Origin of the sequence: Mycobacterium sp. (assembly GCF_032159775.1) — a bacterium.
Classification (GTDB): Bacteria; Actinomycetota; Actinomycetes; order Mycobacteriales; family Mycobacteriaceae; genus Mycobacterium.
The window spans coordinates 34,152-57,740 of sequence record NZ_JAVHWK010000181.1; the positions used below are offsets into that span (position 1 = coordinate 34,152).

The window sequence follows — 23,589 nt, forward strand, 5'->3', positions numbered from 1 at the left end:
TCATATGCTGATTAACGAGAATCTCCTATCCGGTAGGCTCGCTGAGCAACTGCTTAGCAGCCTGTCGTAGCAGCCCATCGACGACGGATTGGAGTGTTTGCCATGACCGAAGCCGTCGCAACCAGATATGCGGGGGCCCGCGTCCCGCGGGTCGAAGACACTCGCCTATTGACCGGTCATGGAACGTTTGTCGATGACGTCTCCCGGCCCGGCATGCTGCACGCGTGCTTTGTCCGCAGCCCATTTGCCAGAGCCCGCGTGAAGGCCATCGACACGTCGGCCGCGCTTGCGCTGCCCGGGGTCCAGGCCGTGTTCGTGGCCGAGGACCTCAACCCGCTCGTTCGAGAAGCGTGGCACGCCGTCGCGGGCAAGGACATCGCCGATACGCCGCGTCCGCCGCTTGCCGAGGGCGACGTGAAGTTCGTCGGTGATCCGGTGGCGCTCGTGATCGCGGCGTCGCGCTACGTCGCCGAGGACGCGGTAGAACTCGTCGACGTCGACTACGAACCTCTGCCAGCCGTCGCCGACTTCACTGCGGCCGTTCGGCTGGCCGCCGAGTCCGATGTCGTCGTGCACGACGCGTATCCCGACAACGTCGCGGGCGGATTGGGTGGAGCGCCGCCCGACGAGGAGACCTTCTCCTCGGCCGCGCACGTCGCGTCCGCACATGTGTACCAGCAGATCCACGCGCCGGTGCCGATCGAGACCCGCGGGCTGGTCGCCGAATGGGAGGCATCCTCGCGCGAACTGACGATTTGGGCGTCGACGCAAACCCCGCACGAATTGCGTGCGTTCGCCGCGCGGCTGCTCGGCATCCCGGCGCAGAACGTCCGAGTCATCATGCGCGACACCGGCGGTGGATTCGGCCAGAAGGTCGTCCCGATGCGTGAGGACATGTGCATCATGCTGGCCGCCCACAAAGTTTCCGGCGCGCTGAAGTGGATCGAGGACCGCCGCGAGAACCTGATGTCGGCGGGCCAGGCCCGCCATGTCGACGGTGACGTCCGGATGGCCTTCGACGAGGACGGCAACATCCTCGCCGCCGACATCGACTTCGTGCAGGACATCGGCGCGTACCCGACGCCATACCCGGTGCTGACGACGGCGGCGATCGGGATGTTCTTCCCGGGTCCATATCGGGTGCCCAAGGCCAGCTTCAACTACAAGACGGTGTTCTCGAACACCGCAGGGCTGGCCGCCTACCGCGGCCCCTGGCAGTACGAAACCCTCACCCGCGAAATACTTCTCGACATCGCGGCGCGGAAAATGGACATGGACCCCGTCGAGTTGCGCCGCCGAAACATCCTGCGCGGCGACGAAATGCCCTACTTCAACGCCAATGGCATGCCCTATGACCACGTCGCACCCGCTGACACGTTCGAACAGGCCGTGAAGATCCTCGATCACGAAGGTTTCCGCGAGGAGCAGCGCGACGCGCTCGACGAGGGCCGCTACATCGGGTTGGGGTTCTCGGCCTACGTCGAACCGACCGGCGCCGCCACAGGGCACCTCGCTACCGAGGGCGCGACGATCCGGATGGAGCCGACCGGCAAGATCAATGTGTACGTCAACGGCGGATCGACCGGGAACAGCATCGAGACGACCGTGGTCCAGCTGACTGCCGACGCGCTCGGCGCCGACATCTCCGACGTGTCGACGATCCAGGGTGACACCGCCGTGACACCGTACGGCGCAGGCACACAGGGCAGCCGCAGCGGACCGATGACTGCAGGCGCCGTCGACGAGGCGGGCACGATCCTGCGCAAGCAGATCATCGCGATGGCCGCCCATTGGTTGGAGGTTGACGAGTCCGCCATCGAGTTGGCGGGCTCACACGCCCGCGTCAGAGACGACCAGGACAACAGCGTCAGCTTCGCCGATCTGGCATATCGCTCGTACTACGAACCGTCGAAGCTCCCGCCGGGCATGGCGGCGACGCTGGAGGCGACCGCCCGCTTCACCTCGCAGACAATGATCCACTGGGCCAACGCAACCCACGCGTGCACCTGCGAAGTGGATGTCGAGACCGGGCACGTCACGCTGACCCGGTACATCGTCAGCGAGGACGTCGGCCCGATGATCAACCCCAACGTGGTGGAGGGGCAGATCGCCGGCGGCACGGTGCAGGGAATCGGCGGTGCCTTACTGGAGAACATGGTCTACGACGACGACGGCAATCCGCTGTCGTCCACCTTCGTCGACTATCTGCTGCCGACCGCCACCGAGGTGCCTGCGATCGAATACGGCCACATCGAGATCCCCGGGCCAGGTGTCGGCGGATACAAGGGGTGCGGGGAAGGCGGCGCCATCGGCTCGACACCCGCTGTCATCAACGCCGTCAACGACGCACTCGCCCCGCTCGGCGTGACGCTGACCCGACTGCCTGCGAGCCCCGCCACCATCGTGGGCCTGATCGAAGAAGTCAAAGCCGGCCACAAAGCCACTGCGGGCGCATCCGGAAAGGACCACTGAAGGTGGAGCTGAACAACGAATTCCGAGTCGCGGTTCCCGCCGCCACGACATGGCAGGTGATCACCGACGTCAATCGGGTCGCGCCCTGCATTCCCGGCGCGCAGCTTCTTTCGGTCGACGGTGACGACTTCACCGGCGCCGTGAAGGTGAAGGTGGGCCCGATCACGGTGTCCTACTCCGGAAATGCCTCCTTCCAGGAGAAGGACGAGGCCGCCCGGCGAGTGGTGATAAAGGCGAGCGGCAAAGAGACAAGGGGCAGCGGCAACGCCGCCGCGCTCGTCACCGCCCAACTCGAGGACGAAGGCGATGCCACCCACGTGGTCATCACCACCGACCTGACGATCTCGGGCAAGGCCGCGCAGTTCGGGCGCGGCGTGCTCGCCGATGTGTCGACGAACCTGATCGGCCAGTTCGCCAAGAACCTCGAGGCCGACCTGCTGGGCGGCGCTGCGCCCTCGGACACGGCATCGTCGTCGGCCGGCACCTCAACGCACGCGGCGGCGTCAGATGCGGGCGACTCGGTCGATCTGCTGAAAGTCGTTGCCGTGCCGATGGCCAAGCGCTACTCGCCCGCGATCGCAGCCGTTGCCGCCGGTGTCGCGGTCGGGTTCCTGCTCGGCAGGCGCAAGCGGGCGCACCCAGCCGCAGACCTCGCCGATGAGTTGCAGGCCGCCCTGGCCCGGCTGTTGAGCTCATGAAGCCGGCTGCCTTCGCCTACCACCGCCCCGACACTGTCTCCGAGGCGGCGCAGATGCTCGGCGAGTTCGGCGACGACGCCAAGATCCTCGCAGGCGGCCAGAGCCTGGTACCGATGCTCGCCATGCGGCTGACGTACTTCGAGAACCTGATCGACATCTCCCGCGTTGACGAACTGAAGAACATCGAACGCCGCGACGACGAACTCGTGGTCGCGGCAGGCACCCCGCACGCGCTGGTCGGGATGGACGACGAGGTAGCCGAATCGGTTCCGCTGCTGACGTTGTCGACGCCCCACATCGGCCATTTCCAGATCCGGACAAGGGGCACATTGGGCGGTGCGATCGCGCACGCCGACCCCGCCGCGGAGTACGCCGCGGTCGCACTCGCGCTCGACGCGACGATAGAGGCGACGTCATCGCGAGGCGGACGCGAGATTCCGGCGGCCGAATTCTTCACCGGCCTGTGGGAGACGTCGTTGGCCGCCGACGAGATCCTCACCGCCGTGCGGTTCCCGGTGTGGGGCGGGCGTTGCGGGTTTGCGGTCGAGGAATTCGCGAGGCGGCACGGCGATTTCGCGATCGCGGGCGCGATGGTCGCGGTGCAGCTCGACGACGATGACAGGGTGGCGCGATGCGGCGTCGGACTGCTCGGTCTCGGCTCGACGCCGTTGCGCGGCACCGCAGCCGAGGTCGCCGTCACCGGACAGCCCGCCGATGCCGTCACCGCAGAGGAGGTGGGCAGGCTCGCGATGGGCGGGCTGTCTGAGATCCCCTCCGACCTTCAGGGTTCCGCCGACTATCGATCGCGCGTCGGGGCCACGATGGTGGCCCGCGCATGGGCAGCGGCGATCCGAGAGGCAGCGACGTCCGGAGCGGAGGCAGTTAATGCATGAGGTAACGGTCGAATTGACCGTCAACGGCCGGGCGCATCGGCACGTCGTGGAGCCCCGTCTGACGCTCGCAGACTTCCTCCGCGAGAAGTGCGGCCTCACCGGAACTCACCTTGGCTGCGAGCACGGCGCCTGCGGCGCATGCACGGTGCTTCTCGACAATCAGGCGGTGCGGGCGTGCCTGATCTTCGCCGTCCAGGTGGACGGCCAGGAGGTCACCACGGTGGAAGGCATCGCAGGACCGGACGGCGAGCTGTCACCGGTGCAGTCCGCGCTTCGCGAGTGCCACGGCCTGCAATGCGGCTTCTGCACACCGGGTTTCGTCACCTCGATCACCGCCCTGCTGCGCGACAATCCGCAGCCCTCCGACGAGGAGATCCGAGAAGGCTTGTCCGGCAACTTCTGTCGGTGCACTGGCTACCAGGGCATCATCAACGCCGTGCACCGCGCCGCACAGACGATGTAGCGGCGCGGTCGCGGGTGCCGGCTAGGCAGTCTGCGGCGCGTACCCCAGCGTGCCTTTGATCTCCAGATACTCGTCGAACCCGAACTCACTCCACTCGCGGCCGTTTCCGCTGCGCTTGTAGCCGCCGAACGGAGTGTTCAGGTCGAACGCGTGATTGATGGCCACCTGGCCGGCCCGGATCCGTCGCGCCAAGGTGCGGGCGGCGTCGATGTCGGCGGCCGAAACATAGCCTGCCAGGCCGTATTCCGTGTCGTTGGCGATATCGACAGCCTGATCGAGATCGTCGTAGGGCAGGATGCACAGCACCGGACCGAAGATCTCTTCGCGCGCGATCGTCATATCGTTGTTGACGTCGGAGAAGATGGTCGGCTTGACGTAGTAACCGGTGTCGATTCCGTCCGGTCGTCCAGGGCCGCCGGCCGCCACTGTGGCGCCCTCGTCGATGCCCTTCTGGATCAGGCCCTGAACCTTGTCGAACTGGGCCTTGGAGGCGACTGGGCCGATCGCTCGCTTGTTGTCGGGGTCGCCGACCGCAACCGCTTCGGCGACTCCCCGCGCGATCTCGGCCGCTTCCGCGATGCGGTCCCGCGGAACGAGCATGCGCGACGGGGCATTACAGCTCTGTCCGGTGTTGACCATCATGGTGGAGACGCCGGCCGTGACGCTCTCGGCGAACTTATCGTCATCGAGCACGATGTTCGGGCTCTTGCCACCGAGTTCTTGGGTCACCCGTTTGACGGTGTCGGCGGCGTTCTTCGCGACGTCGACGCCGGCGCGCGTCGAACCGGTGAACGACACCAGGTCGATATCGGGATGGCTGGAAATCGCCGCGCCGACTCCCGGGCCGTCGCCGAAAACCATGTTGTAGACGCCTGCGGGTACTCCCGCCGCCTCCAACACCTCGGTGAAGATCTGGCCCGAATACGGCGCCACCTCCGACGGCTTCAGCACCATCGTGCAGCCGGTGGCCAGGGCCGGGAACACCTTGCAGGCGATCTGGTTGATCGGCCAGTTCCACGGCGTGATCAGGCCGCAGACACCGATCGGCTCCTTGAGGATCAGCGTCGACCCACGTTCTTCCTCGAACGAGAAGTTCTTCAGCGCGTCGATGGCGCCCATCAGGTGGCCCAACCCCATCATCACCTGGGGGCCGGCCGCCAGCGAGGGCGGTGCGCCCATCTCTTCGTGCACCGCGTCCGCGAGATCGCCGGAACGCCTCTGATACTCCGCGGCGATGGCTCCCAGCAGGTCCAGCCGCTCTTCGCGGGTGCTGACAGCCCACGTCGCGAACGCCTTGCGCGCCGCCTTGACCGCCTTGTCGACGTCGGCCGCGGAGCCGATCGCGATCTTCCCCGACACCTGCTCGGTGGTCGGGTTGTCGACGTCGAGCGTCTTTGATTCGGTGGGGTCGACCCACTGGCCGTCGATGAAGAACTTCAGATATTCACGCATGTCTCTCACCCTTCCCTACTGTGTACCTTCTGCATACCAGGTTCGGAATCTGTCGTACTTGGGCATCTCCTCCGAGTTCGCCGTCGGGTCGATGCAGACGTGCACGACGGCGGTTTTGCCGCTGGCGTATGCCCGCTCGATCGCCGGGCTGATCTCGTCCTCCTTCTCGACGTATTCCCCGTGGCAGCCGAAGCCCTCGGCGATCTTGTCGAAGCGGACGTCCTTGCTCCAGTGCACCCCCGGCTGCGGTGACGGCTGGGGGAAGGTGCGCTTGTAGACGCCGACCTCGAGGCCCCACTGGTGGTCGACGCCGACGACACATACCAGTGGCAAGCCCTCCCGCGCGGCGGTCTCGAGCTCGGCGATGTGGAACAGGAACGCCGAGTCGCTCGTCAGCAGCATCACCGGCCGCTTGCGCCCCTCGGCGACCGAGGCGCCCACCGCGTACGGCAGACCCGTGCCCAGATGACCGAAATTCTGGTTCCAGATCACGTCTCGTGGCTTGGTCTGTGAGTAGGTCCACTGGAAGATGACGGTCGCGCCACCGTCGCGCACCATGATGCCGTCCTTGGCGAACTCGTCGAACGCCTTGGTCGCCTCGACCACGTAGCGCGCCGGGTGCACAGGGGTGCGTCCACTCGGCGCCTCGTCGGCCACCCGAGTCAGCTCCGCGGCGTCGGCCTTGACCAGGGTCTCGAGGTTGTTCGACGGCGAGCGCGGGGTCTCCCGCAGAGCCTCGACGAGTTGCGGCACGACGCCCCGCAGATCGCCGACCAGCGGCACGTCGAACCGACGGTTGACGCCGATGGCGGTCGGGTCCTGCTCGACGTACACCCATTTGCGGTTCGCATCGTTGCCTGCCCAGTGCTGAGTCCGGCCGTAGTGCATCGGCTCACCGAGTTCGGTTCCCAACGCGACGCACAGGTCGGATTCCTCGACTGCCTGATTTGCGGCCGGGGAGAACAGGTAGGGGAACGTCCGGTCCTGCAGCCCCGGGATGTACGACGTGCCACCGGATGTCTGGATCACCGGGCAGGCCATCAGCTCGGCGAGCTCCCTGACCTCGGCTTGAGTGCGTGACGTGTGAACGCCGTGGCCCACCAACAGGATCGGGCTCTTGGCTTCCCGGATCAGCTTCGCGGCCTCGGCGACCTCTCGTGCGCCCGCACCCTGGTTGACCAACCGATAGGCGGCGGGCTCCGGCGCCTCGGACACGTCGAGTTCTTCGGTGATCACGTGGGACGGAAACTCGATGTAGGACGGACCGGGTGTGCCGGACATCGACCGGCGAATGGCCTCGTGCACGATCTCATCGGTCTGGTCGGCGTACTCGATGGAGCTGCTGTATTTCACGGATGGCGTGAAAAGGCCTTCCTGCTGCACGAACTGGATGCGGCCGCGGCGCACCCGGCGCTCGGTGATGCGGGCCCGCTGACCGCCGAGGAAGATCACCGGTGAGTTCTCCACCAGGGCGCACATCATCGCGCCGGCGATGTTGGCCACGCCGGGGCCCAAGGTGCCGATGCACAGACCCGGCTTGCCCGTCATACGCGACGCCGCCTCCGCCATGAACCCGGCGCTCAGTTCGTGGTGCGGCGCGACGACCGACCAGCCCCGCGCATCGGCTTCGGCGAACATGTGCACGAAGTTCGGGTCCGGAATCCCGAACAGGGTGTTGACACCCTCGGCCTCGAAGAGGTCGAGAATGCGTTTGTATACGGGCACGCCCATGACGAAACTCCTTGTTATCGATAGCGTTTGGCTAGCTCGTGGCGATGGGCCGTCGGTGACCCGAACAGCGAACGGTTGAGGGCAGCGCGCTTCAGATACACGTGAATGCCGCTCTCCCACGTGTAGCCGATGCCGCCGTGCAGTTGCATGGCCTTGCCGACGATGTCGACGGCCGCACCGCAGGCGTAGGACTTGGCCATCGCGGCGGCGACATCGGCGTCCGGCCGGCCTTCCGCGACGGCGTCGACAGCCGCGCCGACGAGCTGGCGGGCCACCGCGGTGGTAACGGCCATGTCGGCACACGCGTGCTTGACAGCCTGGAACGACCCGATCGGGCGACCGAACTGGTAGCGGACCTTCGCGTACGCCACGGTTGCCGACAGCATCGCCTCGCACAGGCCGAGGCTGTCGCACGCGATCGCGACCGCCGCCCGCGCAAGCAGGCGCGCACGCGCGTCGGTCGGGTTCCCGTCGAACCGCATGATGTCGCCGGCGTCTCCCGTCGCCGACATCGTCGCCAGTCGGCGGGTCTCGTCGAGGACCGGCCGGGGGGTCGCGGTCATGGCTGAGCAGACGACACCCTCGTCGGTGATCTGCAGAACCCGGTCCGCACCTTCGGCGTCGAGCACGAACTCGGGTGAGTCGAGGACGACGGCCAACCGGATGGCGCCTGACGCCACATCGGTGAGAAGTCGGTCGCGGGTAGCGCAGGGCGCCAACGCATTCAGGGTGCTCACGGCAAGCACTGCGCTGCCGAGGTAGCTGTTCATGCTGGCAGCGCGGCCCATCTCCTCGCAGATCACAGCGACCTCGGCGAACGTCGCACCCGACCCGCCGAACTCGTCAGGCACCTCGAGGCCGACCCAGCCTGTATCGACGAGTGCCTGCCATTCGACCGCGCGGTCCTTGCCGAGCAGGCCACCGGCGACGGACCGCAGCTCCGCGTGGAACTCCTCGAATTCGCGCGCCATCAGACCGCGCTCGGCTCTCGCGGCAACCCGAGGCCGCGCTCGGCGATGATCGTCCTTTGAATCTCGCTCGATCCACCCGGAATCGTCCACTCCCATGAGCCGATGAAGTCCAGCATCCACGAACCCGATTCCCAACCGCTGGATGCCGACTTGACGAGTTCGGTGTGCACCGGCAGGCCGCCGATCTCGGCACCGAAGTCGGTCATCCGCTGCAGGACCTCGCTGTAGTACAGCTTGACGATGGAGGCGTCGGCGGTACCCGCGGTGCCGTCCTCGGCATCTTCCACGAGCTTGCGGCACAGCCCGCGCAGGCCGGTGATCTCGATTTCGAATTGCGTGAGCCGTTCGGCCACAACGGGATCGTCGGTGGGGCTCATCTGCACCAGCCGGCGGAAGCCCGCGTTGCCGAGCCGCTCGGCGAGTTCCAGCATCGTCATGCCGCGCTCGGCGCCCAGAGTCGCCTGGGCCACCTGCCATCCTTCGTTCTCCGCACCCACCAGGTTGACGGCGGGAATGCGAACGTCGTTCAGGAAGATCTCGCAGAAGTGCGAATCACCGATCGCGTTGCGGATCGGCCGCACCTCGACGCCCGGCGTTGCCATATCGAGCAGGAAGTACGAAATGCCTTTGCGCTTCGGAGCTTCGACGTCGGTGCGGGCCAACAGCAGGCACCAGTCCGCGTGCTTGCCGCCGCTTGCCCACAGTTTCTGGCCGTTGACGACGTAACCGTCGCCGTCCTTGCGGGCCGAGGTCCGCAGACTCGCAAGGTCGGATCCCGCCTCCGGTTCGGAGAAGCCCTGAACCCAGATCTCGCCATCGAGGATCGCGGGCAGGTGCCTGGCACGCTGCTCGTTGGTGCCCGCAACCAGCAGGGTCGACGCGGCGTGATGGATGCCGACGAAGGCGAGCACCAGCCGCGGCGCATCGTGGGCGGCGAGCTCGGAATACAGCACGATCTGTTCGGCGACCGGCATGCCACCGCCCCACTCGCGGGGCCAGTGCGGTACGGCGAAGCCTGCGGCGTGCAGCTCGGTGAACCACGCCTTCTGAAACCGCACGAACTCGTCGTCGCTCACCCCGGTTTGGGTGCTACGCCAGTCCGGCGGGATGTGTTCCTGACACCAGGAGCGAACGTCGGCGCGGAACCGGTCGAGATGGGCCGTCACGCGTACAGCCCCGTCAGACCGCCTGTGCCCGCTCGGCGGGTCAGCTCGTCGCGGGTGGCGGACAGTCCGAGCGGTAGTCGCCGCAGCGGCTGGCTGTAGCGGGAGAGCCAGGACAGCGTGGTCTCGTCGCAAAATCCGACCGCACCGTGCAGCTGATGGCACACACGGAAGACCACCTCTGCCGCTTCGATGGCCGACATGCGCAGCGCAAGCGCGTCGACAAGTGCTTCCGCCGTCCCCGTACCGGCGCTCCACAAGGCGTACTTGGCCAGAATCTCCAGCCCGCTGCGTTCCACTTCGGCGTCGGTGAGCTGAAACTGCACCCCCTGGAATGTGGAAAGCGGCTGACCGAACTGCTTACGCAGCCGCACATGAGCGATGGTCAGCTCGAGTGCGCGGTCAAGCATGCCGAGCAACGTCCAGCACGGAAGCACGAGTCCGAGTGCCACGTCACCCGCCCCGTCCAGGTCCGTCTGCGATAGTTCGAGCGGCGTGACAAACGCGGCCCCGGTGGCGCCCTGGCCGACGACCGCGCTCCGCACACCGTCCAATGTCACTGCTGCCCAACGTGCCTCGACCCCGGCGACGGCACCGCGGGGTTGGTTCGACGCCACCACGATCAAGCCGTCGGCGTCGAGATCCAGCGGCCTCGCCAGGCGTTCGGCGACCGGATACGGCACTGCCCAGTACCCGGCGCTGCGGCACAGCGCCGCGGCTGCTTCCAGGCCGTCGGCGTCGGTGCGGGCATCGAGCTCCCATGCGCCGAGTTCGTTCAGCACGGGACCCACGAGTGAGTCGCGGATAGCGGGCTTTGCTTCCGCCTCCTGGACGAGTTGATCGCCGCCTGCGGCCTCGAACGCGCGCAGCGCCTGCCGTCCGTACTCCTGGGCGTCCTCGCTGAGATCGAGGACCATCTCGCTCATTTCGATGCCGCCAGAAGAGCGCGGGACAACAGGATGCGCTGCATCTCGATGCTGCCCGACGAGACGGTGGACGCCTGCGAGTATCTCCAGTGGTCCTCGACCTCGCCGAGGAACCACTCGCCGCCGGGATCATCCGGCGTGACCTCGGCCGCGATCTCCATCAGCACCTCGGCGCTGTCCTGGTCCAGTTTGGTCACGGCGATGCGGTATCCCGCGGCGTCGCCGGGCTGGATCCGACCACTACTCTGCAGCGACACAACGCGATACGCGAGTAGACGGGCTCTGCGGCAGTGCGTCAGCATGCGCACCCAGCGACCGCGCAACTCCGCTGGCAGGTCTTCCCAGCGATCGCCGACAACCGACGGTGCGGCGCCCAACAGCCGCTCGCACCGCGCATAACGGGCGATGCCGACGCGTTCGAAGGACGTCACTTCACCGACGATCGACCAGCCGTTGTCGACCTCGCCGAGCACGTCGCCCCGGCTGACCCGGAGGTCGTCGAAAAACACCTCGTTGAGATGGTGCGGGCCCAACATGGCGCGGATCGGTCTCACCTGGATCGCCGGATCATCCATCGGGACAAGGAAGATCGTCAGCCCCTGTTGCTTCTTCTCCCCCTTGTGGGTTCGTGCGAGCAGAAAACACCACTGCGCCATCGTGGCGTAGGACGTCCAGATCTTCTGACCGCTGATCAGCCAGCCATCTCCGTCGGGTCGCGCAGTCGTGCGAAGCGATGCGAGGTCCGAGCCTGACTCCGGCTCCGAAAACCCTTGACACCAGATGACTTCACCGCGCGCGATCGGCGGCAGGTGCTTGTTCTGCTGCTCTTCTGTGCCGTGTCGCATGATGATCGGCCCCACCCAGTTGACCCCCATGTACTGGGCACCGCGTGGCTCGTGATGAGCCCACATCTCCTCGCGCACGACGGTCTGTTCCCACACGGAGGCACCGCCTCCGCCGAACTCCTCGGGCCACGACAAGCACAGCATGTTGCGTTCGGCCAGCGTCCGGCAAAACCGTTGTGCCGTCTCGAGGTCGGCCGGGTCGTCGGTGAATGCGCCCAGAAAGCCCTCGGGCACCTCGGATTTCACCAGATCGCGAAGCTCCCGTCGGAGCTCTGCGGCCTCGGGCCCCATGTCAAAGTCCACAGGCGTCCCTATCCAGTCCGAGCTCTTCGAGCACCGCTGCGGTGTCTGCGCCGAGTTCGCGAGTCGGGCCTGCGATCCGGCCCGGCGTCCGCGAGAACCAGGTCGGCACACCGGGCATCCGCACCGGACCGTACTGCGTGTCCACCGTTTCGAACAGTCCAACAGCGTTCAGGTGCGGATGGTCGAACAGCGCATCGGGGGTGTTCAGCGGCGCCGCGGGAATCTCCAGCTCGCGGAACAGTGCCATCCACTCGTCGGTCGTCCGCTCCAGCATCGTCTGGGCCACAAGACCGTAGACCGTGTCGATGTCGTTGGCACGCAGTTCGAGCGTCGCGTACAACTCCGTCGCCCATGCCGGCCGCACGGCACCTATGAAGGCATTCCAGTGCTTGTCGTTGTAGATCAGTGCGGCGATACGGCCGTCCTTGGTGCGATATGGCCGCCGGTTCGGCGCCACAGTGCGCGGATACACCGCAGGACCGAGCGGAGGGTCGAACATCGCGCCGTTGGCGTGTTCGACGAGCATGAACGATGCCATCGTCTCGAACATGGCGACCTCGACCTCCTGGCCTTCGCCGGTCCGCTCGCGGTGGAACAACGCCATCATGGTGGCGTAGAGGGCGGTCAGGCCCGCCACCTTGTCAGCCATGATCGTGCCGACGTAGTTGGCCTCGCCGGTGAGCTGCTCCTGTACCGCGGGCAATCCACATTCGGCCTGGATGGTGTCGTCGTAGGCGGGCAGGTCGCGGTTCGGGCCGCGCCTGCCGTATCCGTAGCAGTTCGTATAGACGATCGAGGGGTTCATCGCCGCGACCTCGTCGTAGCCGAAGCCGAGTTTGGCGACCGCCTTCGATCGCATCGAGTGGATGAAGACGTCGGCCGTCCCGATCAGCGCCCCCAGCGCGATCTTGCCGTCGTCGGTGCGCAGATCCAAAACGATGGCCCGCTTGCCCCGATTCACGTTAACGTAGACCCCGCTCATCCCGGGCGCGGGGCCGACCGAGATGTAGCGGGTGTTGTCTCCCTCGGGCGGCTCGACCTTGATGACGTCGGCGCCCATGTCGGCCATGATCTGAGTGCAGTATGGTCCCATCACCATTGCGGTGAGGTCGATGACCCGCACGCCGGCCAACGGTCCTTGGCTACCCACGGACGGCTCCCTGCGTCGCCATGCCGAAGCTGTACCGGATGTGGTCACCGTGGCCGTCGGGTACAACAGGAAAGACGACGGGATCCGATGCGTCGCGGATCGCGGCCATATGTTCGCCGACGTCGGCCAGCGACCACGACCGGCGGTACACCCCAGGCGTCTCCGCGACGACTGCCCGTGCAACTCGACCTGCCAGAGCCAGAAGGATCTCGCCTGTGATGGAACAGGTTTCGTGCGCGAGCCAGCCCACAACGGGCGCCACAAGCTCTGGGCCCATCGGTGGATACGCCGAAGTGTCGATGCCCTCGGCCATTCTGGTGACTGCAGCGGGCACGATGACATTGCTCTTGACGCCCTCGGCGGCACCTTCCATCGCGGCGACATTGGACAGGCCGATCACACCCGCCTTGGCCGCCGCGTAGTTCGCGACGTCGTGGTTCCCGTACAGACCGCCGATCGACGAGGTCAGCACGATGCGCCCGTAGCCCGCATCGCACATCAGCGGAAATGCCTGCCGCACAACGTGGAAGGCACCACGCAGGTGGACGTCCAGCACGGCCTCGAAGTCGTCGTAGGACATCGCCTTCAGCGACGCGCGGCGAACGTTGCCTGCATTGTGGACCAGGATGTCGATACGGCCGTAGCGGTCAAGCGCCGCGTCGACGATGGTCTCGCCCCCGCTCGGCGTCGCCACCGAGTCGGTGTTGGCGACGGCGTCACCACCCGCGGCGACGATTTCGCGCACCACCTCTTCGGCAGGGCCGACGTCGGTGCCGTCGCCGGTGAGGCTGCCGCCGGGGTCGTTGACGACGACCTTCGCGCCCTGCGATGCGAGCAGCATGGCGTACGAGCGGCCCAGTCCCCTGCCGCCGCCCGTGACGACGGCGACCCGGTCGTCGAATCTCAAGTCAGGCATTCACGATCCGAGCTCGAGTCCGTCGAGGTCGCCCTTGGCGCGCCACCCCTTGAGCAGGTCGTCGAACACGTAGAAGCCGGTCATGAAGTAGTCGCCGAGAAAGGACCGCACACCTTCGCCGAATCCGTTGCCCTCGTTGTTGTAATACCCTGGCGTACAGGACAGATCGAAGGCCGACGTGTCGATGGCGAGATCCTTGATCGTGCTGACCCAGCCTTCCTGCGCCTCCTTGCTGGGCTCGACGGTCGTCGCCTTTCGCTTCACCGCCTCGCCGATGATGTAGGCGATGTGCTCGGCCTGCTGCTCGAACATCGCCGTGGTGTTGGCCGAGACACCGCCCTGAATGAACCCCGTGTGGAACTGGTTCGGGAATCCGCGGCTGGTCATCCCGTGCAGTGTCTTGTAGCCGTCCCGCCAGTGGTCGAACAGCGACAGTCCGTCGCGGCCTTCGATGGCGTCGATCGCGTACCGGCGGCTGATCTCGGTCGAGATCTCGAAGCCGCTGGCGAAGATCACGCAATCGACTTCGTACTCAATGCCGTTGGCGACGATGCCCGTCTCGGTGAGACGCTCCACTCCTTTGCACTCCGCCACGTCGACCAGCGTGACGTTCGGGCGATTGAACGTCGGCAGGTATTCGTCACTGCTGCACGGTCGCTTGCACAAGAAGTGGTAATAAGGCTTGAGCGCCTCCGCGGTCTGCGGGTCGTCGACGATCGCTTGGACGCGTCGCCGCAGCCGCTCCATGACCTTGAACTGTTCTTCTTCGCGCATCGCCATGATCTGCTCGACACCCAGCGACGCGGGATCCTCGGACGCGGCGACCCGCGCGGTCAGGTTGCGGCCGAGCTCGGTCCAGAAGTCGCAGACCTGGTCGACAGCGTCGAAGATCACTCCGTCGCCGAACGGGGACCAACGATGGAAGTTGAGCTTGCGCTCCTCCTGCCAGCCCGGCTGCAATGATGCCGCCCACTGCGGATCCGTCGGCTCGTTGTGGCGCACGTCCACCGACGACGGGGTTCTCTGAAACACGTACAGGTGCGCGGCATCTCGGCCGAGATGAGGAACCAGCTGAACACCCGTTGCGCCCGTCCCGACGAGCGCAACGCGCTTGTCGGCCAACTTGTGCAGCCCGCCGCTGGCGTCGCCGCCGGTGTACTCGTAGTCCCACCGCGCCGAGTGGAAGACGTGCCCGGTGAAATCCTTGATGCCAGGGACGCCGGGCAATTTCGGCCGGTTGTAGGACCCCTGCGTCATGACCACGAAGCGAGCCCTGATGTCGTCGCCGCGGTTGGTGGTCAACCGCCACCGCTTGATGCCCTCGTCCCACCGCGCCGTCTGCACCTGGGTCGAGAAGATCGCACCGTCGTACAGTCCGAAATGCTTTCCGATCCGTCGGCAGTGTTCGAAGATCTCGGCACCGTCGGCGAACTTCTTCGACGGTAGGACGTCGAGCTCCTCCAGCATCGGTATGTAGCAGTAGGCGTCGTTGTCGCATTGAATTCCCGGAAAGCGGTTCCAGTACCAAACGCCGCCGAAGTCGCCACCCATCTCGATGACGTGCACGTCCTCGACGCCGGCCTTCTTGAGGTATGCACCCGCCAACAGGCCCGCGATGCCACCGCCGAGAACCGCTACCTCGACGTCGGAGTCGATCGGCGTGCGGGGAGTCACCGGCGTATACGGATCGATCTCGGCGAACTCCGCGAAGTCGTCCTTGAGTTCCAGGTACTGTCCGGCCCCTTCCGGCCGGATCCGCTTCTCCCGCTCCTGCGAGTACTTTTCGCGCAGCGCGTCGATGTCGATGTCGTCGGGCGTCTGGGTCGGCCCGCAGGTGTCAAACAACGTCATTGGTTCTCAAAGCTCCTGTGGTTCGCCGGTACCCATGTACTTCGCCAGCTGCGTGTGCAGGTTGACGGTGCTGCGTTCGCGGTACGGGTTGGGCAGGGTGCCTGCAAAGCCTGCCGATTTCATACCCTGCTGCACCGCAGCCATGTTGGAGAAGTCCTGCGGCAGCACCGACAGCCAGTTCGGCGAGTCCTTCGGGGTGTAGACCCATTCCGTCTCGGGCTCTTCACCTTTGGGGTAGAGCTCCAACACCGCGACCTCGAAGATGCACTTGTCCGGGTGGTAGCTCGGATCGGGCCGCGCCGAATAGCACAGCGCACTGGTCAGACCCTGCCCGACCTGGAAGTTCGGAAAGATCTGCCACGCGGTCCCGCTTTGCCCGAGGATGTCGGGCGGGATCGTCGGCCAGACCACGCCGCGAGCTTCGTCGTCGCGGCGCGCCGAGGCCAGCCAGTGCTGCAGTACCTCGTCGGCCGGAGTGTCCTCCGGCAGTTCGTCGACGAGGCGCTTGGCGGCGTTCACCAGCGTCTGGGTGGTGGTCGCGTTGGTCTCTTCCATTGTGTAGACCTGCATCTCGGCGGTCGAGATGCGCGGATCACCGGTGCCGAGCCGAATCTTGGACTTGGTCTCATCCATGCCTTTGGGCGCGTCATACCCGATGTTGCTGTGCCTGCCCTGAGCCTTGGCCCAGCCCTTGAACTCACCGAACTTGTTGAACTCGGGATGGGTGGTGAACACGTGGTATGTCTCGTTGAAGGCCTCCATCGCGACCTTCCAGTTGCAGTCGAAAGACAGCCACTTGCGCCACTTGTAGCGCATGTTCTCCAAGCCGAAGGGGTCGAGGATCTTCGCGGCCGGGAAAAGGTAGTCCGCGAGCGGCTCGCAGTCGGGGTCCATGTTGACGAACAGCCACCCGCCCCAGGTGTCGACCGCAACGGGCGCAAGGTGGGTGTTGCGCGCCGTGAGTTTGCCCGCCCAATCGTCCTGCTCACGGATATGCGTACAGGTGCCATCGAGACCGTATGTCCAGCCGTGGAATCCGCACACGAACGACTTCCTGGCGCGACCCCGGGCGTTCTTCGCGCCGTCGGGGGTGTCGACCAGCCGACGCCCACGGTGCATGCAGACGTTGTGGTGGGCCTTGAACTCGTCTGGTCCGGTGCGGACGACGATGATGGAGTCGTCGAGGATGTCGTAGGTGAGGTAGCTGCCGATCTCCGGTATCTCTTCGACCCTGCCGATCTGCTGCCACACTTTGCGCCACAGCTTGTCCCGCTCGGCGCGTGCATAGCCCTCCGAGACGTAGGCTTCCACGCCGATCGTCATCGGCTCGGAAAGTTCTTCGGCCGCAGCCGTGTCGAGCGCCTTTTCGGTGTCGGTCATACTTCCTCCTTCATGGCCGACTTATCTCCTCGCGGAACGTTTCGTCCTTGAGGAACAGCGAGGTGTTGTCCGCACCGAGGTGAGTCCATTTCAGGTTCAACCCGCCGTCGACCAGCAGCGTCTGGCCGGTGATGTAGCTCGACAGGTCCGACAGCAGAAACAGGATGGCGCCGGCCTGTTCTTCCGGTGTACCGCGTCGTCCCATTGCAATCGCCTGGCGATCTCGATCGGGGTCTTCGCCGGTATAGGTGAGTGATGCCGCCGTCGCCGTCACGCCCGGCGCGACCGCGTTGACGCGGATATTGTCCGCTGCAAGTTCGACAGCCATAGTTCTGGTCATCGCGACGATCGCGGCCTTGGCGGTGCCGTAGGCGATGTGAAACGGCGCGGTGTTCAGCCCGCTGATCGACGAGATCGAGACGATCGAACCGGTACTCCGGTTGCGCCTGATCTCTGCAGCCACCGCCTGACTCATGAAGAACGCCGTTTCGAGGTTCGCGGCGAAAAGGGCACGCCAGTCCTTCCTGCTCACCCGGGTTGACGGCATCCAGGTTGCGGGCTCAGCTCCGCCAGCGACGTTCACCAGACCGTAGAGATCGCCTTCGATGCCGCGAACCGCGTCGAGAACGGTGCCGATGCCATCGTCGGTCGCCGCGTCGGCGGCCACCGGACGCACGTCAAGGCCGCGCGCGCAGAGGGGCGCGATGTGCTCGTCGAGGTTCTCCGTCGACCGGCTGACCGCCACGACGATCGCTCCTGCTTCGGCGGCCATCCGCGCCACTGTCGTGCCGATGCCGCCACCGCCGGCACCAGACACCACCACGATGCGGCCGTCGAGCCTGAGGAGATCGGTCACGAGACTATTTGTCCGGACAATATACGGTGCTCTGCATATTGAAGAACACTATTCCGCAGCAGTTATCGGGTCGTCAAGGCCGAGGCGGGTCTTCTCCAGCCTATTGTCTGGACTATTTGAGCTTGATAACGTCCGAGGCCATGACCACGTCGCACATCGACGCCCGCTACTCCGCGCCCACTCCGAAGGTTGCCGAAGGCTGGTGGTTCGAACGGCTGACACCACCCAGCCGGCTGTTCGGGGCGAACGGCCTGCGCACCGGACCCGACGGCCGCGTCTACATCGCGCAGGTGACCGGAAGCCAGATCAGTGCGTTGGATGTGGGCAGCGGCCGGCTCGAGACGATCAGCGCCAAAGGCGGCGACATCATCGCGCCCGACGACGTGGCCTTCGATCCGGATGGCACCCTCTACGCCACCGAGGTGATGGACGGCAGGGTGAGCGCACTCGGCATTGACGGCCGCACGCGTGTGCTCCGCGACGATCTTCCCTGCGCCAACGGCATCACCGTGCATCACGGGCGGCTGTTCATCAACGAATGCCGCGATGGTGGTCGGCTGATGGAACTCGACAAAGCCAGCGGCTCGCAGCGGATCCTTCTGGACAACCTGCCGTCCCCCAACGCCATGGAGGTCGGTCCCGACGGGCTGCTGTACTACCCGTTGATGACCGCCAACGAGATTTGGCGCATCGACCCTGAAGGTGGTGAGCCACAGCGCGTTGCCGGTGACCTCGGTGTGCCCGACGCAGTGAAGTTCGATTCGGACGGCTACATCGTGTCCACGCAGGTCGCCAGCGGCCAGGTGCTTCGCATCGATCCTCGCAGCGGCGAGCAGACCCTGCTGGCTCAGCTGAACCCGGGTCTGGACAACCTGGCGATCGCCGACGGCCGGTTGTTTGTCTCGAACTTCACCGGCGAGATCACCGAGATACTCGGCGGCGGGGAAACCAGGACCGTGCTCTCGGGCGGGCTGAACTGGCCGATGGACATCGCCGTCGGCACCGACGGCCGGGTGTACGTCGCCGACGGCACCTACTTCTATGCGGTTGCGCCCGACGGCGCACTGCAGACGGTGGGGATGTTGTTCTCGCCGGGCTATCCGGGCTTCCTGCGTGGCCTCGCGCCAGCCGGTGACGGCGAGTTCGTCGTCACCACCTCCGGCGGCCAGGTCGCTCGGTATCGACCCGCTGCGAACCAAACTGACTACCTGGCAACCGATTTCGATCAGCTCTACGGTGTCGCCATCGGGCCCGACGAGGTGATCGTGTTCGCCGAACTGGGCACCGGCCGGGTTCATGCATTGAAGTCCGGCAATGTCGAGACGCTCGCGTCGGGCCTGCAGGACCCCGTCGGCGTCGCGTTCGATCAGGACGGCAGCGCGTTGGTCGCCGAGTCCGGCGCCGGGCGCATCGTGAGGCTGACCGGCACCGGCTCCGAGGTCGTAGTGGACGGCTTCGCGCAGCCGCAGGGCATCCTGGTGCGGGACGGTCGGCTCTATATCGTCGACGCGGGCGCCAAGGAGGTCGTCTCGTTCGACCTGAACACCAAGGCGCGCAGCACGATCGCCTCCGGCCTGCCGGTCGGTCCCCCGCCCGGCGTCGAGCCCAAGCCGCTCAAGGGCATGCCGCCGTTCTCCGGGCCGCAGGGCCCGTTCGCCGGCATCACGATGGGACCCGACGGCTCACTGTATGTTTCCGCCGACGCCGACGGCAGTGTCGTGGCGCTGCGACGCAGTGCCTGACGGGGGGAGACGATGACCCAGACATCTCCCGCCGACCACCGATACATCCAGGTGGCACGCGCTTTGCGAAAGGACATCGTCGACGGCGTGTACCCGGTCGGGTCACAGCTACCGACCGAACACGAACTGTGCGAACGATTTTCGGTCAGCCGCTATACCGTGCGGGAGGCGCTGCGCAGGCTCCGCGAGGACAACCTGGTGTCGTCACGTCCACGAACGGGGACCCTCGTCGTGCCCCGGTCGACGTCGGATGCCCACGACGTCATGTCGATCAACGATCTGGTGGCCTTCGCCACCGAGGCGCGATTCGCGATCGAATCCATGAACATGGTCCGGCTCGACGACGACGTGGCGGCCCGTACCGGAATCAACAGCGGCGAAGAGTGGTTGGCCGTCCGCGGATTCAGGCAGTCCGAGGGCGCCGACTTCCCGCTCTGTCTCACCGAGTACTACATCAACCGCGCGTTCGCCGCAGTGGGCAGGCTCCTGCAGCGCCACACCGGCCCCATCTTCCCGCTGATCGAGGATCTGTTCGGGGTGAGCATCGTCGAGGTGGAGCAGGAGATCGCCGCCGTGTTGATCTCGCCGGCTCGGGCCGATGGTCTCAAGACGGAAGCGGGCTCACCCGCGTTGGAGGTGCAGCGAACCTACAAGACGTCCGACGGCGAGGTCGCGCAGGTCACGGTCAACACCCACCCCGCGTCGCGGTTCCGCCACTCGATGACCATGCGGCGGGTCAGAGGCTGATGGCATGCCCACCCTGGCCGATTCGCTAGCCGAAGCCGCACGGCTCACGCCGCACCGTGTGGTGCTGGTCGACAGCGATGTCGACCTCACCTGTGAAGCGCTGCATTCGCAGGCCCGTGTGCTGGCCCGAGCACTGCTATCACGAATGCCGACGGGCAGCGTGGTGTCGTTCATGTTGCCGAACTGGCACGAAGCCGCAGTCATCTACCTGGCGGCGACGATGGCGGGAATCGCGGTCAATCCCATCCTGCCCTCACTCCGGGACCGCGAACTGTCATTCATCCTCGACGACGTCGACAGCGCAATGATATTCGTGCCGAGCGAGTTCCGGCGGTACGACTACCTCGCGATGGTGGACCGGGTGACGGCCGAGATGGATTCAGCTCCGGAAGTGGTCGTGCTGCGCGGGCACCCCGGTGCGCACACCGCCTACGACGCGCTGCTCGAGCACACGCGGGACGCGACGGAGATGCCGTCGCTGGACTCCGCTGCGGTGCGGATGATCCTGTATACCTCGGGCACTACCGGCCGGCCGAAAGGTGTTCTGCACAGCCATGACTCGATCCACGCTTTGATCTGTCAGCTCCGCGACCACTGGCTCATCGATCCCGGCGACAAGTTCCTGGTGCCGTCGCCGATCGCGCACATCGGCGGATCCATCTATGCGTTCGAATGCCCGCTTCTCCTCGGCACCACCGCCGTGCTGATGGACCGTTGGGACCCAGACGAAGCGGTGGCGATCATGGCTTCGCAGCGCTGCACGCACATGGCGGGTGCGACGCCGTTCCTCGAAGGGCTGCTCGCGGCGGCAGAACGCGCCGACACCCGGTTGCCCGACCTCAAGGTGTTCATCTGCGGTGGCGCCTCGGTGCCTCCGTCGCTGATTCGCCGGGCGGCAGCGTATTTCGAGCGTGCCGTCGTGACCCGGGTATACGGCTCAACGGAGGTGCCCGTCACCACGGTCGGCTCCCCCACCGATCCAGAACATGCGGCCGACACGGACGGTCGGCCCGCAATGGCGACCGTCAAATTGATCGCCAACGACGCCGCGCCGCCGGGATCGGGCGAGATCCACGCCCGCGGACCGCAGATGTTGGTCGGCTACCGAAATCCCGACGACGACCGCGACGCTTTCGACGACGAAGGTTTCTTCCGCACCGGCGACCTGGCGCAGTGGGTCGACGACGACTTCCTGGTGGTGACCGGCCGCGCGAAGGACATCATCATCCGCAGCGGAGAGAACATCGCACCGAAGGAGGTCGAGGACATCCTCGCCGGGCATCCCGATATCGTCGAGATCTCCATCGTCGGGCTACCCGATGCGCGCACCGGAGAGCGCGCGTGCGCCGTCATCGTGCCCACGGCCTCGCATGGTCCCGACGTCGACAGCCTTCGCGTCTTCCTCGCCGACCACGGCGTCGCGACGTTCAAAGTTCCCGAGCAAGTGGTCATCTGGGACAGCCTGCCCAAGAACGACGCAGGAAAGGTGCTCAAGCATCAGATCCGGGCGGCATTGACGAAAGTGGATGGGTGATATGACGGGATCTGGGCGGGTGGGTCAAGCGCCGGTGGCGATTGTGACCGGTGCGAGCAGTGGCATCGGCTTCGCGTGTGCGACCAAACTCGCGGAGATGGGCATGGCGGTCGTCGGCACGGGTCGCGACGAAGACAGGCTTGCCGAACTGGAAAAGTCGATAGGCGACGCCGACCGGGTGGCGACCATCGCCGTCGACCTCACCGCCGACGACGCGCCGTCGCGCATCGTGGACCTTGCCGTGCAGCGTTGGGGCCGCATCGATTTCCTCGTCAACAATGCGGGGGTGGGCAGCCCCAAGCCGCTGCATGAGACGGATGACGACTCCCTCGACTACTTCCTCGGTTTGATGTTGCGTGCGCCGTTCCGGCTGGCGCGCGACGTGATACCGCACATGGCGCCCGGGTCGGCGATCATCAACATCACCTCGACCTTCGCGGTCGTCGGCGGTCTGCGTGGCGGCGCCTACTCGGCGGCGAAGGGTGGTCTGACATCGCTGACCCTGCACATCGCCTGCCAGTACGGCCCGCAGGGAATCCGTTGCAACGCAGTCGCGCCGGGCGTGACGCTCACGCCGATGGTCGCCCAGCGTTTGGAGGACGACCGGTTCAAGAAGATCAACACGGAGATGACGCCGTACCCGCGGCTTGGCGAAGTGGACGACATCGCGAGCACGGTTGCGTTCCTGTGCTCCGACGGTGCCGGCTTCATCAACGGCCAGACCATCGTCGTGGACGGCGGCTGGAGTTCGACGAAGTACTTGTCGGACTTCGCGCTGAATGCGGACTGGGTGGCTCGGTGAACCTGTTCGCCCTGCTCGACCAGGCCGCTGCTCGATTCGGCGACCGCGGCGCGGTGTATCGCGGTGAGCACCAACTGCTCACCTGGGCGCAGCTGCGGGACCGGGCACTGCGACTGGCCGGTTCGCTACGCGGACTCGGCCCCGGCGCGCGCGTCGCGGTCGCCAGCGAGAACAGTCCCGAGATCATCGAGTTGATGTTCGGCGTGTGGGCGGCGGATTGTGTGTATCTGCCGATCAACTACAAGCTGCATCCACGGGAAATGCAGCAGATCCTCGACGACGCAGGCGCCGCAGTGGTTTTCGCGTCACCGAAGATCGCGACGGACCTGACGCCGGTGACCGAAACACCCCTCGAGGTGATCGGCTCGCAGGCCTACCAGGCGAGGGTGGCCGCCGAGCCGGTCAGACCGCCGTCAACCGAACCCGCCGAACTCGCGTGGCTCTTCTACACCAGCGGAACCACCGGGCGGTCCAAGGGCGCGATGCTGTCCCACCGCAACCTGATGGCGATGACCGTCGCCCATCTCGCGGACTTCGATTCGCCGGACGAGGACAGCAGCCTGGTGCACGGCGCGCCGATGTCGCACGGATCGGGCCTCTACATCCCGCCGTACGTGTTGCGAGGAGCTCGGCAGGTGATACCGGCTTCGTCGGCATTCGAGCCCGAGGAATTCCTCGATCTCTGCGATCGCCA

20 protein-coding genes are annotated in these 23,589 nt (G+C 66.0%); 9 read left to right on the forward strand and 11 right to left on the reverse strand.

Annotated elements, in window-relative coordinates:
- The first annotated feature begins 102 nt into the window (after window positions 1-102).
- Genes QOJ24_RS23965 through QOJ24_RS23980 form a run of 4 tightly spaced genes read left to right on the forward strand, consistent with a single transcriptional unit; the run spans window position 103 to window position 4,526 of the window.
- Entirely contained in the window at window positions 103-2,472 is a 2,370-nt protein-coding gene (locus QOJ24_RS23965) for a xanthine dehydrogenase family protein molybdopterin-binding subunit (RefSeq protein ID WP_526265833.1), read from the forward strand.
- 2 nt (window positions 2,473-2,474) lie between these two features.
- Complete coding sequence (locus QOJ24_RS23970; RefSeq protein ID WP_526265834.1) at window positions 2,475-3,170, forward strand: SRPBCC family protein; 696 nt, start codon at window positions 2,475-2,477, stop codon at window positions 3,168-3,170.
- A complete protein-coding gene (locus QOJ24_RS23975; RefSeq protein ID WP_526265835.1) occupies window positions 3,167-4,063 on the forward strand; it encodes an FAD binding domain-containing protein in 897 nt (298 codons plus the stop codon). Before QOJ24_RS23970 ends, QOJ24_RS23975 begins: the two co-directional genes overlap by 4 nt.
- Window positions 4,056-4,526 (forward strand): (2Fe-2S)-binding protein, encoded by a 471-nt coding sequence (locus tag QOJ24_RS23980; RefSeq protein ID WP_526265836.1) that lies wholly within the window; start codon window positions 4,056-4,058, stop codon window positions 4,524-4,526. The genes QOJ24_RS23975 and QOJ24_RS23980 overlap by 8 nt, the downstream gene beginning before the upstream one ends.
- A gap of 21 nt (window positions 4,527-4,547) precedes the next feature.
- On the opposite strand, the gene QOJ24_RS23985 is transcribed toward QOJ24_RS23980, so the two are convergent.
- The 11 genes from QOJ24_RS23985 to QOJ24_RS24035 are packed head-to-tail and all read right to left on the reverse strand — an operon-like array spanning window position 4,548 to window position 18,070.
- Window positions 4,548-5,978 carry an aldehyde dehydrogenase family protein gene (locus tag QOJ24_RS23985; protein WP_526265837.1) on the reverse strand — a complete coding sequence of 477 codons (1,431 nt, stop codon included), beginning with the start codon at window positions 5,976-5,978 and terminating at the stop codon, window positions 4,548-4,550.
- A gap of 15 nt (window positions 5,979-5,993) precedes the next feature.
- Window positions 5,994-7,709, reverse strand: a complete 1,716-nt coding sequence (locus QOJ24_RS23990; RefSeq protein ID WP_526265838.1) for a thiamine pyrophosphate-binding protein — start codon at window positions 7,707-7,709, stop codon at window positions 5,994-5,996.
- A 14-nt stretch (window positions 7,710-7,723) separates the two neighbouring features.
- On the reverse strand, window positions 7,724-8,680 hold the full coding sequence (locus tag QOJ24_RS23995; RefSeq protein WP_526265839.1) for an acyl-CoA dehydrogenase family protein: 957 nt from the start codon (window positions 8,678-8,680) through the stop codon (window positions 7,724-7,726).
- Entirely contained in the window at window positions 8,680-9,846 is a 1,167-nt protein-coding gene (locus QOJ24_RS24000; protein WP_526265840.1) for an acyl-CoA dehydrogenase family protein, read from the reverse strand. The genes QOJ24_RS23995 and QOJ24_RS24000 overlap by 1 nt, the downstream gene beginning before the upstream one ends.
- Complete coding sequence (locus QOJ24_RS24005) at window positions 9,843-10,760, reverse strand: acyl-CoA dehydrogenase family protein (RefSeq protein ID WP_526265853.1); 918 nt, start codon at window positions 10,758-10,760, stop codon at window positions 9,843-9,845. The genes QOJ24_RS24000 and QOJ24_RS24005 overlap by 4 nt, the downstream gene beginning before the upstream one ends.
- Before the next feature lie 5 nt (window positions 10,761-10,765).
- On the reverse strand, window positions 10,766-11,905 hold the full coding sequence (locus QOJ24_RS24010) for an acyl-CoA dehydrogenase family protein (protein ID WP_526265854.1): 1,140 nt from the start codon (window positions 11,903-11,905) through the stop codon (window positions 10,766-10,768).
- Between the two features lies 1 nt (window position 11,906).
- Window positions 11,907-13,049, reverse strand: coding sequence for a CaiB/BaiF CoA transferase family protein (locus QOJ24_RS24015; RefSeq protein WP_526265855.1), 1,143 nt, complete (start codon window positions 13,047-13,049; stop codon window positions 11,907-11,909).
- Window positions 13,050-13,059: 10 nt separating this feature from the next.
- A complete protein-coding gene (locus tag QOJ24_RS24020; protein ID WP_526265841.1) occupies window positions 13,060-13,983 on the reverse strand; it encodes an SDR family NAD(P)-dependent oxidoreductase in 924 nt (307 codons plus the stop codon).
- Window positions 13,984-15,834, reverse strand: coding sequence for a flavin-containing monooxygenase (locus tag QOJ24_RS24025; RefSeq protein WP_526265842.1), 1,851 nt, complete (start codon window positions 15,832-15,834; stop codon window positions 13,984-13,986).
- Window positions 15,835-15,840: 6 nt separating this feature from the next.
- The gene (locus QOJ24_RS24030) at window positions 15,841-17,214 is read right to left on the reverse strand and encodes an aromatic ring-hydroxylating oxygenase subunit alpha (RefSeq protein ID WP_526265843.1); all 1,374 of its coding nucleotides are present in this window, start codon (window positions 17,212-17,214) and stop codon (window positions 15,841-15,843) included.
- A gap of 10 nt (window positions 17,215-17,224) precedes the next feature.
- A complete protein-coding gene (locus QOJ24_RS24035) occupies window positions 17,225-18,070 on the reverse strand; it encodes an SDR family NAD(P)-dependent oxidoreductase (protein ID WP_526265844.1) in 846 nt (281 codons plus the stop codon).
- Window positions 18,071-18,210: 140 nt separating this feature from the next.
- On the opposite strand from QOJ24_RS24035, the gene QOJ24_RS24040 reads away from it, so the two are divergent.
- From QOJ24_RS24040 to QOJ24_RS24060, 5 genes are all read left to right on the forward strand, one after another.
- Window positions 18,211-19,812: an SMP-30/gluconolactonase/LRE family protein gene (locus QOJ24_RS24040; protein ID WP_526265845.1), complete on the forward strand. Its 1,602-nt coding sequence runs from the start codon at window positions 18,211-18,213 to the stop codon at window positions 19,810-19,812.
- A gap of 12 nt (window positions 19,813-19,824) precedes the next feature.
- Window positions 19,825-20,559 (forward strand): GntR family transcriptional regulator, encoded by a 735-nt coding sequence (locus QOJ24_RS24045; RefSeq protein ID WP_526265846.1) that lies wholly within the window; start codon window positions 19,825-19,827, stop codon window positions 20,557-20,559.
- A gap of 4 nt (window positions 20,560-20,563) precedes the next feature.
- Window positions 20,564-22,093: an AMP-binding protein gene (locus tag QOJ24_RS24050; protein ID WP_526265847.1), complete on the forward strand. Its 1,530-nt coding sequence runs from the start codon at window positions 20,564-20,566 to the stop codon at window positions 22,091-22,093.
- 1 nt (window position 22,094) lies between these two features.
- A complete protein-coding gene (locus QOJ24_RS24055) occupies window positions 22,095-22,895 on the forward strand; it encodes an SDR family NAD(P)-dependent oxidoreductase (protein WP_526265848.1) in 801 nt (266 codons plus the stop codon).
- A partial coding sequence (locus QOJ24_RS24060; RefSeq protein WP_526265849.1) for an AMP-binding protein occupies window positions 22,892-23,589 on the forward strand: 698 nt, incomplete at its 3' end. The genes QOJ24_RS24055 and QOJ24_RS24060, both read left to right, overlap by 4 nt.

Bases quoted from the DNA above. Each gene is read 5' to 3' on its own strand.
- QOJ24_RS23980 (WP_526265836.1), top strand. From the start codon at position 4,056: ATGCATGAGGTAACGGTCGAATTGACCGTCAACGGCCGGGCGCATCGG.
- QOJ24_RS23995 (WP_526265839.1), bottom strand. From the start codon at position 8,680: ATGGCGCGCGAATTCGAGGAGTTCCACGCGGAGCTGCGGTCCGTCGCC.
- QOJ24_RS24020 (WP_526265841.1), bottom strand. From the start codon at position 13,983: ATGCCTGACTTGAGATTCGACGACCGGGTCGCCGTCGTCACGGGCGGC.
- QOJ24_RS24005 (WP_526265853.1), bottom strand. From the start codon at position 10,760: ATGGTCCTCGATCTCAGCGAGGACGCCCAGGAGTACGGACGGCAGGCG.
- QOJ24_RS24045 (WP_526265846.1), top strand. From the start codon at position 19,825: ATGACCCAGACATCTCCCGCCGACCACCGATACATCCAGGTGGCACGC.
- QOJ24_RS23985 (WP_526265837.1), bottom strand. From the start codon at position 5,978: ATGCGTGAATATCTGAAGTTCTTCATCGACGGCCAGTGGGTCGACCCC.
- QOJ24_RS24040 (WP_526265845.1), top strand. From the start codon at position 18,211: ATGACCACGTCGCACATCGACGCCCGCTACTCCGCGCCCACTCCGAAG.
- QOJ24_RS24030 (WP_526265843.1), bottom strand. From the start codon at position 17,214: ATGACCGACACCGAAAAGGCGCTCGACACGGCTGCGGCCGAAGAACTT.
- QOJ24_RS24025 (WP_526265842.1), bottom strand. From the start codon at position 15,834: ATGACGTTGTTTGACACCTGCGGGCCGACCCAGACGCCCGACGACATC.
- QOJ24_RS23975 (WP_526265835.1), top strand. From the start codon at position 3,167: ATGAAGCCGGCTGCCTTCGCCTACCACCGCCCCGACACTGTCTCCGAG.
- QOJ24_RS23990 (WP_526265838.1), bottom strand. From the start codon at position 7,709: ATGGGCGTGCCCGTATACAAACGCATTCTCGACCTCTTCGAGGCCGAG.
- QOJ24_RS24055 (WP_526265848.1), top strand. From the start codon at position 22,095: ATGACGGGATCTGGGCGGGTGGGTCAAGCGCCGGTGGCGATTGTGACC.
- QOJ24_RS23965 (WP_526265833.1), top strand. From the start codon at position 103: ATGACCGAAGCCGTCGCAACCAGATATGCGGGGGCCCGCGTCCCGCGG.
- QOJ24_RS24010 (WP_526265854.1), bottom strand. From the start codon at position 11,905: ATGGGGCCCGAGGCCGCAGAGCTCCGACGGGAGCTTCGCGATCTGGTG.
- QOJ24_RS24050 (WP_526265847.1), top strand. From the start codon at position 20,564: ATGCCCACCCTGGCCGATTCGCTAGCCGAAGCCGCACGGCTCACGCCG.